We start from the raw sequence: 14813 nt of genomic DNA on the forward strand, positions 1-14813 counted from the left end.
GTTCAAAAAATATGTAAGAAATAATCAGAATCCCTTAACCTAACTGTAGTATATCAGTTTGGTTAAGGGATTTTTAGGTACTATGTTATTCGACGCTTACCTTAATTATAAGGGAAACAGATGCTTTTTTGTTATAGAAAGAAAAAGGGTGTTCTTACCAATTTCTTAGTAACAACACCAAATATTATAGACCCATTTTTTCGAAGAGTTTTTTTGTTAATTGGATTTTTTTCAACAAGATATTCATACTAACTTCAAATTCTTGTTTTATAGTATTTAACAAGAAGGTGATTTTATTGACAACTTTGCGAATAGCGTGGGCTAGTTTTAAATACCATAAAAGATATCATTTCTTTTTTATCCTTAGTTTAATCTTAATTTTCACATTTTTCTTTTTTATTCAAGCCGTTTATTTCTCGCTTGATTTCATGGAAGAGCAGTTACAAAGCCAACCATTTTTCACAAAATTAGTAAATCTTTTTGCGCAAGGTTATCAAAACTTCACGCAAAAAGCCCCCTTATTGCTCTTTTTTTCACTTTTTCTATTAATAGCAAGTAAAGAATGGACGCGTAAAAAAGAATATCTAATTTGGTTGAACAATGGCGGGCAACCTTGGCGACTCGTTGCGATACAATTACTGGAAAGTACTTTTTTACTGATCCTCGCCGCTCTTTCATTTTTATTTTTATTGGTTGTATTTTCACCATTTTTTAAATCAGGGATTATGCGACTCTGCCAAATCGTTATCAACCAAAATCCTACTTTAAACAATGAGTTCAACCTCTTATTCCAGACAGAAGGCGCCAACCAATTAAATTTACATTTTGCTAGCTCAAATCAAATGATTGAACACTTATTTTTTGCTCTTTCGAATCAAGGTGAACAAGTTTTATTCAAAGCTTATTTTTCTACCTTTTTATGGTTAATAAAATTGTTCATTTTACTTCACACCATCATTACTTCTTTCAATATTCTAGGGAGGAATTTCAATTGGAAAAACAAAAATCGTCTCAAACTTTAGAATCTGGTGTTTTTATCTTGAATAAAAATGAATTCTTACAACTCCAACAAAAGCAGGAGCTAGATCTCAATCAAGCCATTCAGCCAAAGTGGCGATACTTGCCTTTTTTGACCATTCAAGAAAATTTATTTATTCAAAATAAAAATAAATGCGATTTACCGATTGACGATTTACTACGTCTACTCGAATTTACTCCCACTTTATTGGCTCAAAAAAAAGACACCTTGACACCTTTAGAAGAAATTAAGTGTCAACTCCTTCAAAAACTGTTAAGCAAAAAAAACGTTATTTTATTCTCTGATTCAATCGATTCTCTAGCCATTTTTGAAAAGCAACAACTCCTAACTATTTGTGTGAAACTTGCACAAAAATGCCAATTGACGATTTATATTTTGTCTGAAGATATTCATTTACTGCAACTTAAACTTCATTACTAAAAAAATACCGGGTGATATAAAGAAAAGACTGACTCAATTACTTGAGTCTCAACCAATCTTCTTATATTACCCGGTTTTTTTATTTTACTGAGGCGTTTGTTCTTTGCTGTCTTCTAAAATCTCCGTGTCTGGAAAATAAATTTTAAAAGTCGTGCCGACATTCGGTTGACTGCTCACTTCAATTCGGCCTTTATGTAATCGGACGAGTTGTTGGACGATAGGCAATCCTAAACCTGATTCGCCAAACTTCCGATTTTTTCGAGAAGGATCCGCTTTATAATAACGATCCCAAATATTTTTCACTTCATCTTCTGACATCCCAATCCCTGTATCAGAAATAGTAATGATTGTTTCAAGATAACCTTTTTCAAGGCTTACTCGAATTTCGCCATTATTTGTAAATTGAATGGCGTTTTGCAATATATTTACCATAATTTGAACGAAACGATCATAATCTGCGAAGACATCAATTTCTTCATTTGTTTCTAAAATTAATTGATTATTAGCCGCCGCAGCCTTTTTAGCTAATTGAATAAATAGTTGGCGCACGGTCTCTGTTGCATCAAACTTCTTAATGACAATTGAAATTTGATTTGTTCGAATTTTTTCATAATCTAAATTTTCGCTGACTAAACGAATCAAGCGCTCTGTTTCATTTTTCATTAAACGAACCGCATTTTCTTTTTGCGCTTCAGGAATCATATTGTGTTGCAAACCTTCTAATAGTCCGTTAATGGTCGTTAATGGGGTACGCATTTCATGAGAGGCATCGGCCATAAATTGGCGCCGTCGTTCTTCTTGACGATCAATTTCTTCATGCGATTCTTTCAAGGATTGCGTCATTTTATTAAAGTCTTCTGCCAATTCATCAAATTCATCGCGATGATTAACTGGTAAGACAATATCAAAATTTCCGTTTGCCACTTCATTTGCGGCATTTTTCATCCGATTAATACGTAAGACTTGAAAAGCTGCAAAACCATAACTTATAACAACGGCTAAAAAACCTGAAATCGCAAAACCTTTAAACAAGTTCATCGTAAATTCGTTCACCGTATCTTGAATATTATGGGCGATTTGCGTGACAACTAAGGCACCAAAAAACTGGTTATTTAAATTAAACGGCACCATTACGTAAGCTGTTAACTCTTTATTGCCGAAAATATCACGATCAGCCGTAAATTGTTGCTGTTCCCCCGCTTTTAGTTGCTCCCAAGTCTCGTTTGGCAATTGAAATTTAATGGGTTGATTGTTATTTTCTGGATACGTAACAAGCCCCTCATTATTTACAAACACAAAATTGACCCCTTGTTGATTCAAGGTAACTTCTGAAATAGCTAAAGAACGCTTTATGACATTATTCCAATCCTGTAAGCTAAAACTATCGCTAATAACTTTTGAAACCTCCGTCACCGCTTCTGCATAACCAAATAATTGACGATAATTATTTGTTTCCATTGATTGTTTCGTCAATTGAATAAATGCAAAACCCGAAGTTAAAAGCGTTACTAAAATAACTAGCCAAAACGCCATTAATTGTTGATATAAATACCGCATTAGGCAATACCTGAATCGTCAAACTTATAACCGACACCCCAAACGGTTTGAATGACTTGTGGTCCTACCTTTTCAATTTTTTGGCGCAACTTTTTAATGTGTGCATCAACCGTTCGTTCGTCACCAAAATATTGATAATCCCAAACAAGTTGAAGTAACTGTTCACGTGAAAAAACTTGACGCGGTTTTTTGGCTAGTGTATAAAGTAAATCAAATTCTTTTGGCGTTAAACCTTCAATTAACTTTTGATTTAAGTAAGCTTCACGTGTTTTCGTGTTTAATTTAAAATGGGCTGTTTCGATGTCAAATGCTTGTGTTTCTTCTTGACGGTCGGTTGTTAGTGTTTCAGCAATCTCACTCCGACGATGAAGAGCTTTAATACGAGCGATTAAAGTTAGCGGACTAAATGGCTTAGTAACATAATCATCTGCTCCCATTTCTAAACCAATTACTTGATCACTTTCAGAGTCTCGAGCCGTTAACATAATAATTGGAACACTTTGGGAAACTTTTCGAATCTCTCGAGCAACCATCATCCCATCCATACTTGGTAAATTCAAATCAAGCGTAATCATATCCCATTCATTTGGCGTCGCTAAAAAGGCATCTAGGCCTTCTTTGCCATCGTATTTGAACGTCGCTTCCCAGCCTTCATTTAAGAAAAACATCTGCATCATTTCTGCAACTGATTCATTGTCTTCAATCATTAAAATATTCATCTCGTCACCTCTAGTTATATAATCTGCTTCTTTCTTTTAGTATACTAGACTTTTATATTTCTACCAATAACTTCCCCAATTATTAGCGAAAGTTTTGCTTTTTATTCATATTTTGATAAGATAAACGTACATTTAGAAAAGGATGGTTAATAAAATGAATTATCGCGGTATTGCTTTTTTTGATTTAGACGGCACCCTCTTAAATGAGAACTCTCAAGTTAGTTCAGCCGTAGCCAATGGAATGGATCGATTACGTGACAATCAAATCTTGCCCGTCATTGCGACTGGACGAACAGAAGCAGAAATTCCTCAGATACTTAATGATACGAAAATCACTTCAAATATCGTGATGAATGGTTCGTTCATCCGAGTAAATGGCGATATTATCCATCGAGAGATTATCGATAAAACGACGATAGAAAAGATGCTACAACTTACAAAAGAAAACCAACAACCTTTAGCTTTTTACAATCATAGTAATTACTGGGCAACCCAACATAATGACGATTTAGTGAATGCGTATCAATATATTCATAGTCAATTACCTGAAATAAACCCAAACGCGTACCTTAAGCGCGAAGTGAATATGTTGTTAGTGTTAGGCCAAGACAAAGATGAAACTTATCATGAAGCCTTTCCTGAACTCACTTTTTATCGTAATGGCCCCTACTCAATTGATATTGTGAAAAAAAATGTATCAAAAGGACAAGCCGTTCGCAAATTAATAGAAATTTTACAGCTTGAAAATGTCCCAACTTACGGTTTTGGGGATGGGTTGAATGACCTCGCCTTACTAGAGGCGTGTGATTATAAAATTGCGATGGGGAATGCAAAAAAGGAATTAAAAGAAATGGCGGACTTTATTACTTTAACAAATCAAGAAGATGGTATCGTTCACGCTTTAAAGACTTTTGATTTGATTTAAATTTTTTCTAAAAACAAGTGTCTAAATTAGAATTAACCAAAAACTGTAGGAACTAGAGCTCTTTTGTTCCTACAGTTTTTTATTTCCCAAGCCAAACTAATTTTTTCATTTTTGATGTAGAGTTTTTTCCAATTTGATGTAGAGTTTCTTCAAAAACAGGAAAATCAAAGAAAAGAAAAAACGTACAAAGGTTGTTAAATCAACCTTTGTACGTTTTAGTCTATACCATAAAAACCTCAAATGGAGGCGGCGGGAGTCGAACCCGCGTCCAAACATATCGCTACCTAAAAGTCTACGCTCATAGTCAGTTCTTTTAGAATTTCGCTAGGCAAGGCGCCGAATGACAGGCTCATCGCTTCGCTAGTCTGATGATCTCTTATAAGCTTTCCAGACGGAAAAGACTTATCGTATCCCACTTAGAGTAAGACCCTGATCTGGCACATGGGCGATGACAGGAGGATCTACGTTAACTGTTTTTAGGCAGCTAAAGCGTAAGAGTTATTGTTTTTAGCAGTTATATTTAACTGTAACGTTTTAACGTAGACGTAACCTACGAAGCGCGATTCAGGCTCAAACTATGCCTGTCGAATCCGTAACGCCCCCTTAATCAAAAAGGGGGTATTGCTACCAAAGAAGAGTATAGCATAATTTCCCCTTACTGAAAAGGATTTAGGTCAAATTAGGTCAATTTTTGTTCATATAAACGACTTCTACTCATTCTTTTGCTCTTTTTTTGCTGGACAAGAAACATTACACGCACCACAATCACTGCTCTTACCACTGATTTTGCGATAAATGATTCGGCCTGCACTCCCAAAAATTAAAACAGCTAAAATATAAGTTGCCATTAATTTTCACCTTCCAATCGAGTGAGTGGGTATCTTTTTTTCATAGATTTTATTGGTTTGACAATGCGATAACCTAACCATATAGTCGTTAATACTGCTAATAAAGTTGCCGATGTCGCAGACTGTCCTTCAAAAAGAACACTACCTAGTTGATATAAAATAAAACTCACAACATAAGCTAATGCACACTGATACCCTACCGCTAAAAGTGTCCACTTCAAGCTAGCCATTTCGCGGTGAATCGCACCAACTGCTGCAAAACACGGGGCGCAAAGTAAATTAAAAGCTAAAAAAGAATACGCAGCCACAGAGGTAAAGCTTTGTTGTAATTGTGGCCAAATTTCTTTTCCAGTTTCAGATACTTCATTTAAGTTCCCGTACAAAATGCCCATCGTTCCAATAATATTTTCTTTCGCAATTAGCCCTGTTGTCGTAGCGACTACTGCTTGCCAATTTCCCCACCCTAGAGGCGTAAAAATCGGGGCAAATAAGCGACCTAAATTCGCCAAAATACTTTCTTCACTTGCAACTTGTTTAAAGGTGAAATTGTAATTTGAAGTAAACCAAATAAAAATACTTGAAACAAAAATCAACGTACCGGCTTTTTTTACAAACGAAAAACCACGATCAAACGTTTGGCGCCAAATATTTTCGAATCTTGGCCAATGATAAGTTGGCAATTCCATAATAAAAGGGGCCGGGTCACTTGAAAATAATTTGGTTTTCTTTAACGCGATACCGGATAAAATAATGGCTAGCATCCCCATAAAATAAGCAGATGGCGCAACCCAGGAACGACCAGGGAAAAAATCCCCGGCAATTAAAGCAATCACTGGTAACTTTGCTGAACATGGCATAAAGGTTGTCACCATAACCGTCAAACGCCGATCTTGTTCATTTTCAATTGTACGGCTAGCCATTACTCCGGGGACACCACACCCCGTTGCAATTAACATGGGAATAAAAGATTTACCTGACAAACCAAATTTACGAAAAAGTCGATCCATCACAAAAGCAATTCGAGCCATATAACCACAGTCTTCTAATAAAGCTAAACAAAAGAATAAAACCATAATTTGTGGTAGAAATCCTAAAACTGCCCCAACACCCGCAAGAATCCCATCTAAAATTAATGATTGTAACCATGGTTGAACTTGCCAAGTTTCTAACCAACCGGCGACAAATTCTGGGACATATTGACCAAACAGCTGATCATTGACCCAGTCTGTGCCAATTGTTCCAATCGTTTGAATTGAAAAATAATAAACTAACCACATGATAAAAGTAAATATTGGTAACGCCAACCAGCGATGCGTCACAATTTGATCAATTTTATCGCTAATACTGAGTGAAACTTCGCCTTGATTTACCGTACACAAAGCAACTAAACGGGTAATAAATTGATACCGCTCATTAATTATGATGGCATCGCTTTGGTCTTGAAATACTTTTTCAGTTAATTGAATAATTTCTTCAATTTCTTTTTTTTGAAAAGTACTTAAGTCTAGCTCTTGGTTAATCGCTTCATCGCGCTCAAAAAGTTTTATTGCAAACCAACGTGCCTGGGTCTTTAAAACACTATTGCCTAAAACCATTATAATTTCAGCTAAAGCAACTTCTAATTTATCATCATAAGTTGGATAATTTATTTGCAGCGGGAAAGTCTCGGTAACCACTTTCCCTTGTTGTACTAAATCATCTAAGCCTTGACCTTTTAACGCGCTCATCGCAACAATCGGCGCACCTAAACCGTAAGAAAGTTTTTCTAAATTAATTTTTTTCCCTGTTTTCTTTAAAATATCCATCATATTCAGACCAACAACTAACGGAATCCCCATTTCCATCAATTGAGTGGTTAAATATAGATTACGTTCTAAATTTGTAACATCAACAATATTCAAAATGGCATCCGGATGATCTTTTATTAAGTAATTTCGTGTTACTATTTCTTCTGGTGTGTAAGGTGATAAAGAATAAATACCTGGTAAATCTTGAATCAATAATTGTGTGTTCTTTTTAACACGACCTGACTTACGTTCGACCGTTACTCCAGGCCAATTGCCAACTTGTTGCATCGAACCGGTTAACTGATTATAAGCACTCGTTTTCCCACTATTCGGGTTACCAATTAAAGCAAAGCAATATTCTTTCATCCTTTTTCATCCCTTTCTACCAAAACAAGTGCAGCTTCTTCTTTACGTAAAGTTAGTTTATACCCACGTAGACGAATTTCAATTGGATCGCCTAAAGGAGCAATATTTGAAACCGTAACAACGACATCTTTTGTTAACCCCATATCCATCAAACGGCGTTTTACTGCTCCTTGTCCATGAACATTTACGACTCGTGCACTTTCTGTTAGCTGTAATTCATCTAAAGAAGTCCAACTCCCTGTATTTGTTACTTTTGTTACGATAATCTGATTTAAAATCGTCTGACTCAAAGCTAGACGACTATTACGCAAAAGAATAATCCCATTTCCACCTGCTAAACTAAGTAAAACAACTTGACTACCAGAGACGATGCCCAAGTGATTTAAATGGCGTCGAATGCCATCCTCAGCGATAATAGAATCAATTTGATACTTTACTTGTAATGGTACTTGGGCTAATGTTTGCATAAAAGTCTCCTTTTTAAATCATTATTGAGAATTATTCTCAATTAAAGATACTGCTTTCCTCATAAAATGTCAACTAAGTTTGTGAAACTTATCTTTATTATAAACACCATTTTTATCATCTTTAATTTTTTAAAAAAGGGTTTTACCACTATATCGATTACCTTTTCACATAAAAAAGCAAAAGAACTTAGCACTTTTGCTACAAGTTCTTTTGCTTTTTAATCAAAAACGGTTAATAATAACTCTACATATCGTTCTAGGTACTCTTGATCAAGAACATCATAACAACCAATTTGACTACTATCAATGTCTAAAACACCTAGTAAGCGGCCATTTTTGACCATTGGTATAACAATTTCAGACATCGCCGCAGAATCACAAGAAATATAATTAGCATGCATTTTGACGTTTTCAACAATCAATGTTTGTTGTTTTTCGGCCGACTCACCACAGACTCCTTTTCCCATTTTAATTCGTGTACACGAAACTCTCCCTTGAAAAGGACCTAAAATTAATTCTCCTTCTTCAAATAAATAATAGCCCGCAAAAACCGTCGCTTTTAAAGTTTCATTTAAAAGAGCGGCAGAATTACTTAAAGTTGCAAGCCAGTGATTTTCGGCTTCAATTAATCCTTTTTGTTGTAATAAAAGCAGTTCATACGTTTGTCTTTTTTCTTCAATGTTTTTCCACATCGCTTTTCCTACCTCTTTTTTTGTATTTTTATCTCAAATAAATCATTAATATTTCAATTAGATTAAATCTATCAATTTATTCTTACTTTTTCAATGAAAAGAGCATAAAAATTCAAATTTTGTGTATAATTAAAATCGTGATAAAAAATAATTAGTGAGGTCCTTATGCTTAAATTAAAAAAAATTGCCATTTTAACGCTCACTGCAACGTTACTCCTTAGCTCAAATGCCGTAACATTTGCAGATGAATTTGATGATAAAATTCAACAACAGACGGAAAAAATCTCGACTTTAGAAAATGACCAAAAAGTCGCTCAAGCCACGTTGAATACCTTAGAACAACAAATTGGCGAAATCGAAGCCGATGTCAAACAAGTCTTCGCTGAAAAGACAACGGAAGAAGAAAAACTAAACAAGACAAATTTAGAGATTGCTGATTTAAAAATCGCCATCGAAAAAAGAAATAATCAATTATCAGAACAAGCCCGTGACGTGCAATTAAACCAAACTTCTAGCAATTTATTAGAAATTGTTTTAGGTTCAGATTCCATTAGTGAAGCATTTGGTCGTGCAATTGCCGTTACTACCATTGTACATGCCAACAACGAAATTATTGAAAAACAAAAAAGCGATCAAGATAAATTAGAAGAATTAGTCATTGAAAGCGAAAAAAGAATCAAATTAATTGAAGAAAAAAGTCAACTTCTAAAAGAAAAACAAGAAGCGCTAGTTGCTGCTCGTTTAGACCAAGAAGTCGCAATTAATGAGTTAGAAAGCATGATTGCAACTGAGAAAGAACAAAAAGAACTTTACGAAGCGCAAAAAATAGAAGCAGAAAAAAAACGTGAAGCGGAGTTAAAAGCAATCGCTGAACAAAAGGCAAAAGAAGAAGCGGCACGTCAAGCACAAGCTGAACAACAAGCAAAAGAAGCGGCACAACAAGCCAATAACCAAGTAACCATTCAAACTCAAAACAAGGAAGATTCTTCAAATATTACCATCAATCACTCAGAGCCAGCCAGTCCTACTTCGCCTAGTACTTCAAGCGGTTGGGGTTTGCCCGTAAGTAACATTTTTGTTTCCAGTACTTTTGGTTGGAGAAGTAATCCTTGGGGAACTGGAGCAGCTGATTTACATGATGGCATTGATTTAGTCGGCTCTTCTGGTACACCAATCTATGCTTCTCGCGCTGGAACCGTTGTTGAAGTAAGTTATCATTCAAGCGCAGGGAACCACGTCATTATTGATCATGGCGACGGCTACTACTCTTATTATTTACACTTAAGTAGTTTTAGTGTTTCTGTTGGCCAAAGTGTCAGCCAAGGAACAGTCGTTGGTGGCATGGGGACAACTGGAAATTCAACAGGCGTTCATTTACACTTTGGCGTTTCGACAAGCCTTTGGAGTAATTTCGTTGATCCGGCCCCCCTTTTAGGAATTTAATCGAAAATAAAAAAGGATTTCGACAAAAGAAAATAAGTCGAAATCCTTTTTTACTTGTTTTATTTAACAACCATTACATTACACAACGCGTGATTCACTACATAAGCAGTCGTTGAGCCAACCAAAGCTTGTGTGATAGCACCTTTACCTGTTGACCCCATCACAATTAAATCAATTTTGTGTTCTTCTGGAATATCAACGGCAATTTTACGTTTTGGCGAACCAATTTCTATCACCGTTTCAACCGATTCAATTCCTGCCTCTTTCACTTCTTGAATTTTCTTAATCATAAAATCTTCGACAAATGCACGTTCCTCACTTAGCAACTTTGAAAAAGAATACGCACTCGTTGTCAATTCAATGTCATTAATAACCCAAGTTAAATAGAGTGTGGCTGTATTCCTTTTTGCAATTTCAATCGCTTCTTTAAATGCTTTTTCCGATTGTGCTGAACCATCCAATGCTACTAAAATATTTTTGTATTCTGTCAACATATTGTAAGCGCCTCCTTTTTCTTATATTATAACACGCTTACTTCTATTATTGAAATATTTACCTGTTTTACAAAACTAGTATTCTGAAAGTAAGCATGCTAAAATAGACAAGATGTTAAAAGAAATGAGGGAAAACTGTGACAGAATATTTAAATGTAGGTAAGATTGTCAATACGCATGGTATTCGTGGAGAAGTCCGCGTCATCTCACAAACCGACTTTCCAGAAGAACGCTATAAAAAAGGCGCTAAATTAACCCTTTTTCGCGATGGAAAACAACCTTTAGTATTGGTCATTACAAATCACCGCAAACATAAAAATTTCGATTTATTAACTTTTGAAGGCTATCCCAATATTAATGATGTAGAAGTCTTTCGCAACGGGATTTTAAAAGTCGCTGAAGAAGATTTAACCGATTTAGAGGAAAATGAATTTTATTATTATGAAATTATTGGACTTCCAGTTATTGATGAAAACGGCCAAAAGCTTGGCGTAGTTAAAGAAATTCTTTCACCTGGAGCAAATGATGTCTGGGTCGTTCAAAGAAAAGGACAAAAAGACGCTTTAATTCCTTATATCGAATCCGTTGTAAAGAAAATTGATTTAGAAAACGAAGAAATTCATGTTGAAATTCCAGAAGGGTTGTTAGACGATGCGGATTGATGTATTAACTTTATTTCCACGAATGTTTGAAGGTCCAATGGGGGAATCCATTATTGGTAAAGCTCGAGCTAAAAACCTATTAGAGCTAAATGTCTCAAACTTTCGTGATTTTTCCGATAACAAACATCAGACAGTCGACGACTATCCATATGGTGGTGGCGCGGGCATGTTATTAAAAGTTCAACCGGTCTATGAGAACTTGGAAACAATCAAACAAGCTACGCCACAGACAAAAAAACGAATTATTCTATTAGATCCAGCTGGCAAACCCTTTAACCAAGCGATGGCCGAAGAATTTTCGCAAGAAGAACATTTGATTTTCATTTGTGGCCATTATGAAGGCTATGATGAACGGATCCGCTCGCTTGTAACTGACGAAGTTTCTTTAGGTGACTACGTATTAACTGGTGGCGAATTAGGTGCAATGGTTATGATTGATGCTACCGTACGTTTATTACCAGATGTGTTAGGAAACAAAGTCTCCGCACAAACGGACTCCCACTCGACCGGACTTTTAGAACATCCACAATATACTCGTCCAGCTATATTTAATGATATGGCTGTGCCAAGCGTCTTAACAAGTGGTAATCATAAACTCATTGAAGAATGGCAATTAAAAGAGTCTTTGCGTCGAACCTACTTGCGTCGACCAGATATGTTAGCAAATTTACAATTAACAGAGCAAATGCAAAAAATGTTAATCGAAATTAAGCAAGAAATCAACAACTGACAAGAAATTCTTCTTTACAGGATGACTTGATTTATGATATGATACATCAGTGAGTGAAAAACTCATCTATTACGATATTCCGCTGAGGGTATTCCCTTAAGAATGTTTGGAAATAAGGAGAAGAAAAAATGAATCCATTAATTCAAGATTTAACACAAGAACAATTACGCTCAGACATTCCTGCATTTCGTCCTGGTGATACAGTACGTGTTCATGCAAAAGTTGTCGAAGGTACACGCGAACGTATCCAGCTTTTCGAAGGTGTTGTAATCAAACGCCGCGGAGCAGGTATTAGCGAAACTTTCACTGTTCGTAAAATTTCTAACGGTGTTGGTGTGGAACGTACTTTCCCATTACACACTCCTCGTGTTGCTCAAATTGAAGTTGTTCGTTACGGTAAAGTTCGTCGTGCGAAATTGTACTACTTACGTGCATTACACGGCAAAAAAGCTCGTATCAAAGAAATCCGTCGTTAATCAAGTTCGACCGAAAGCCCATGGTATCAATGATATCGTGGGATTTTTTTGTATTTTTTCACCTATTTAAATTTTATTTAGACTGTCTCTTTTTATCGTTGGGGGCAGAATGGGGGCAACTTTTAGGAACAACAAAAAAACTCTATCCGAGTAAGTACAAGACTAACTCAATAATAATTCATTTACATCTTAGCTAACTGTTGCAAAGTAAGTGAATCAGACTTAAGTGTCATTTAAGTACCTTCAAAATAAATTGATAAGCAATCTAGCTATTCTTCTTCATAAAACGGTTGATAAAATTCATCTCTTTCATAGACAATCGTATCCGCAGCAACCTGCTTACTTACGTTAAAATCTTTGATACAACCTTCAACTAAAAACCACTTTTCCTGTGGCTGCAAAGTGACTTGACACACTTCTTCCCAAAAGATTTTTTCGTTGTTTAAAAAAAAGCCTTCTTGGTCTGCCTGTCCCAAAAAAACACCACAACAAGGAGCTTTTAAACGCCCCCACGCATCACGTCGATATAGCTGAACACTTACTTCACAACCAGTACGAAAAGCTTGGAGTAAACATGCATCAATTTCTTCACTCATCTGACCAGTCATTTCAATTCGTTGGAATAATGCTTCTGCTTGATTGCTTTTTATCCCTTTTACAAGCTCATCCATCGCATAAGCAGTCCCCCATTTTAAACCAAATGGACGCTCTTGGTAATCGTTGTAACAACTAAATATTTTTGGACTCTTTTTTGGCTTCATCTTTTTCACTTCCTTCAATTCCAGCCATTCCACCGGCATGACCACCTACTAAACGGCTTCTTTCAAGTGCACGTCCGCCAGCTAACAAAGAATGCGCATGAATAATCGCCTCAAAACCATATTTTTCTCGTATACGATCAACAACAATGTCAAGTTTTTGGGCGCCCAGTTGTTTTTCCGGTTCTTCAAAAAAGTTCAGTTGAAATGATTGGGTAAAAACTAAATCGCTACATTGCACACCGATTTGTCTTACATCTTGCTGCTCATAATAGGCGTTAAAAATACGTAGTAACAGCTCACTTATTACTTTTGAGGAATTGGTTAATGGTACTTTTTTTTGTTGATGAAAACCTCGTTTGCCATTTTTATCAATAAATCCAAGTGAATAACCAATTGATAGACCCACACAGTGCGTTTTTAACCCCTCTGCACGTAAACGTGTCGCTATTTGATCCCCCATTTCTTGAATAACTACTTCAATTTCTTTTTTTAAAGTATAATCACGCGGCAAAATTTGCGAATGACTCACACTCTTGTTCTTAGGTTGGTAAGGATCACCTAAAAAGGTTCGATCAATTCCCCAAGCATGAGCATAGAGTTGCCCACCCAAAACACCAAGCTTTTCTTTTAAGTCATAGTAATTATAATGAGCTAACTCGTAAACCGAATATATTCCAATTTTTTCTAACTTTTTTGCGGTTTGTTTGCCAATCCCCCACATGTTTGTTAATTGTGGAATTTGCCAAACAGTCCGTGGCACATCTTTATAACGCCACTGGGCTTTCATATCTTTTTTTTGTTTACTTTCATTGTCAAGTGCTAACTTAGCTAACAATGGATTGTCTCCAATACCTACCGTTGTATAAAGGCCGGTCCGCTGATAAACTTCCTTTTGAATTTTCTGTGCCAATTCGTAAGCATTGGCCGCATGATACATTTTCAAACCATTCGTTACATCAATAAAAGATTCGTCGATGCTATAAACATGATGGTTTTTTTCATCGGCAAATTCTTGATAAATTTGATTGACTATTTTATTTTTCTCCATGTATAAACGCATTTGTGGTGGCACAATTACGAGATCTTTAGGATAAGGGAATGGTAAATCGCGCGCTCTAGAGACATTTGAAATACCATACGCTTTTTTTGCGGCTGGACTACTCGCTAAAATTAAACCACTACCTCGCTCACATCGTTTCTCACTAGGATAACTCATCACGACTAGTTTTGCTGTTAAAGGATTCAACCTTCTTTCTACGCATTCAACGCTTGCATAAAAAGATTTTATATCCAGGCATAAAATATCTCGGCTCGGTTCTTTCGTATAATCAAAAATTAAGTTCATTTTATCACCTCAAACAAAAGCAAACGTATGTTCTCTTTATTAAATCTATTAAACCATCTGTTCGCTTTTTTTGTCAAGCCAA

General features: G+C 35.9%; 16 protein-coding genes and 1 other RNA gene. 6 read left to right on the plus strand and 11 right to left on the minus strand.

Annotated elements, in window-relative coordinates:
• Positions 1-493: 493 nt before the first annotated feature.
• Positions 494-772 carry a hypothetical protein gene (locus tag JOD14_RS01295; protein WP_204652883.1) on the minus strand — a complete coding sequence of 93 codons (279 nt, stop codon included), beginning with the start codon at positions 770-772 and terminating at the stop codon, positions 494-496.
• Positions 773-991: 219 nt separating this feature from the next.
• On the opposite strand from JOD14_RS01295, the gene JOD14_RS01300 reads away from it, so the two are divergent.
• Positions 992-1459, plus strand: coding sequence for a hypothetical protein (locus JOD14_RS01300; RefSeq protein WP_204652884.1), 468 nt, complete (start codon positions 992-994; stop codon positions 1457-1459).
• Positions 1460-1543: 84 nt separating this feature from the next.
• Here the strand turns inward: JOD14_RS01300 and JOD14_RS01305 are convergent, their stop codons facing one another.
• Together JOD14_RS01305 and JOD14_RS01310 are read right to left on the minus strand one after the other, a co-directional pair.
• Positions 1544-3016 carry a sensor histidine kinase gene (locus JOD14_RS01305; protein WP_204652885.1) on the minus strand — a complete coding sequence of 491 codons (1473 nt, stop codon included), beginning with the start codon at positions 3014-3016 and terminating at the stop codon, positions 1544-1546.
• Positions 3016-3735, minus strand: a complete 720-nt coding sequence (locus JOD14_RS01310) for a response regulator transcription factor (protein ID WP_204652886.1) — start codon at positions 3733-3735, stop codon at positions 3016-3018. The genes JOD14_RS01305 and JOD14_RS01310 overlap by 1 nt, the downstream gene beginning before the upstream one ends.
• A 154-nt stretch (positions 3736-3889) precedes the next feature.
• Between JOD14_RS01310 and JOD14_RS01315 the strand changes: the two genes are divergently transcribed.
• A complete protein-coding gene (locus JOD14_RS01315) occupies positions 3890-4660 on the plus strand; it encodes a Cof-type HAD-IIB family hydrolase (protein WP_204652887.1) in 771 nt (256 codons plus the stop codon).
• 238 nt (positions 4661-4898) lie between these two features.
• On the opposite strand, the gene ssrA is transcribed toward JOD14_RS01315, so the two are convergent.
• The 5 genes from ssrA to JOD14_RS01340 all read right to left on the minus strand — a co-directional run bounded on the left by ssrA (position 4899) and on the right by JOD14_RS01340 (position 8820).
• Positions 4899-5263, minus strand: a transfer-messenger RNA (tmRNA) gene (ssrA, locus tag JOD14_RS01320).
• 107 nt (positions 5264-5370) lie between these two features.
• Entirely contained in the window at positions 5371-5508 is a 138-nt protein-coding gene (locus JOD14_RS01325; RefSeq protein ID WP_204652888.1) for a FeoB-associated Cys-rich membrane protein, read from the minus strand.
• Positions 5508-7661, minus strand: coding sequence for a ferrous iron transport protein B (gene feoB, locus JOD14_RS01330; protein WP_204652889.1), 2154 nt, complete (start codon positions 7659-7661; stop codon positions 5508-5510). The genes JOD14_RS01325 and feoB overlap by 1 nt, the downstream gene beginning before the upstream one ends.
• Positions 7658-8128, minus strand: coding sequence for a FeoA family protein (locus JOD14_RS01335; protein ID WP_204652890.1), 471 nt, complete (start codon positions 8126-8128; stop codon positions 7658-7660). The genes feoB and JOD14_RS01335 overlap by 4 nt, the downstream gene beginning before the upstream one ends.
• A 218-nt stretch (positions 8129-8346) precedes the next feature.
• Entirely contained in the window at positions 8347-8820 is a 474-nt protein-coding gene (locus tag JOD14_RS01340) for a GAF domain-containing protein (protein ID WP_204652891.1), read from the minus strand.
• Between the two features lie 165 nt (positions 8821-8985).
• Here JOD14_RS01340 and JOD14_RS01345 point away from each other — a divergent pair, with 165 nt between their 5' ends.
• Complete coding sequence (locus JOD14_RS01345; protein WP_204652892.1) at positions 8986-10263, plus strand: peptidoglycan DD-metalloendopeptidase family protein; 1278 nt, start codon at positions 8986-8988, stop codon at positions 10261-10263.
• 59 nt (positions 10264-10322) lie between these two features.
• Here JOD14_RS01345 and JOD14_RS01350 read toward each other — a convergent pair whose 3' ends face one another.
• A complete protein-coding gene (locus JOD14_RS01350) occupies positions 10323-10757 on the minus strand; it encodes a universal stress protein (protein ID WP_204652893.1) in 435 nt (144 codons plus the stop codon).
• Positions 10758-10894: 137 nt separating this feature from the next.
• On the opposite strand from JOD14_RS01350, the gene rimM reads away from it, so the two are divergent.
• From rimM to rplS, 3 genes are all read left to right on the plus strand, one after another.
• Positions 10895-11419 (plus strand): ribosome maturation factor RimM, encoded by a 525-nt coding sequence (rimM, locus tag JOD14_RS01355; RefSeq protein ID WP_204652894.1) that lies wholly within the window; start codon positions 10895-10897, stop codon positions 11417-11419.
• Positions 11409-12149, plus strand: a complete 741-nt coding sequence (gene trmD / locus JOD14_RS01360) for a tRNA (guanosine(37)-N1)-methyltransferase TrmD (protein WP_204652895.1) — start codon at positions 11409-11411, stop codon at positions 12147-12149. The genes rimM and trmD overlap by 11 nt, the downstream gene beginning before the upstream one ends.
• A gap of 128 nt (positions 12150-12277) precedes the next feature.
• Positions 12278-12625, plus strand: a complete 348-nt coding sequence (gene rplS, locus JOD14_RS01365) for a 50S ribosomal protein L19 (protein WP_204652896.1) — start codon at positions 12278-12280, stop codon at positions 12623-12625.
• 269 nt (positions 12626-12894) lie between these two features.
• Here the strand turns inward: rplS and JOD14_RS01370 are convergent, their stop codons facing one another.
• Together JOD14_RS01370 and JOD14_RS01375 are read right to left on the minus strand one after the other, a co-directional pair.
• Positions 12895-13386 carry a hypothetical protein gene (locus JOD14_RS01370; RefSeq protein WP_204652897.1) on the minus strand — a complete coding sequence of 164 codons (492 nt, stop codon included), beginning with the start codon at positions 13384-13386 and terminating at the stop codon, positions 12895-12897.
• A complete protein-coding gene (locus JOD14_RS01375) occupies positions 13355-14731 on the minus strand; it encodes a Y-family DNA polymerase (RefSeq protein WP_204652898.1) in 1377 nt (458 codons plus the stop codon). Before JOD14_RS01375 ends, JOD14_RS01370 begins: the two co-directional genes overlap by 32 nt.
• Between the last annotated feature and the right edge of the window lie 82 nt (positions 14732-14813).

The sequence above is a fragment of the Enterococcus lemanii genome, from assembly GCF_016909125.1.
Lineage (GTDB): Bacteria > Bacillota > Bacilli > Lactobacillales > Enterococcaceae > Enterococcus_I > Enterococcus_I lemanii.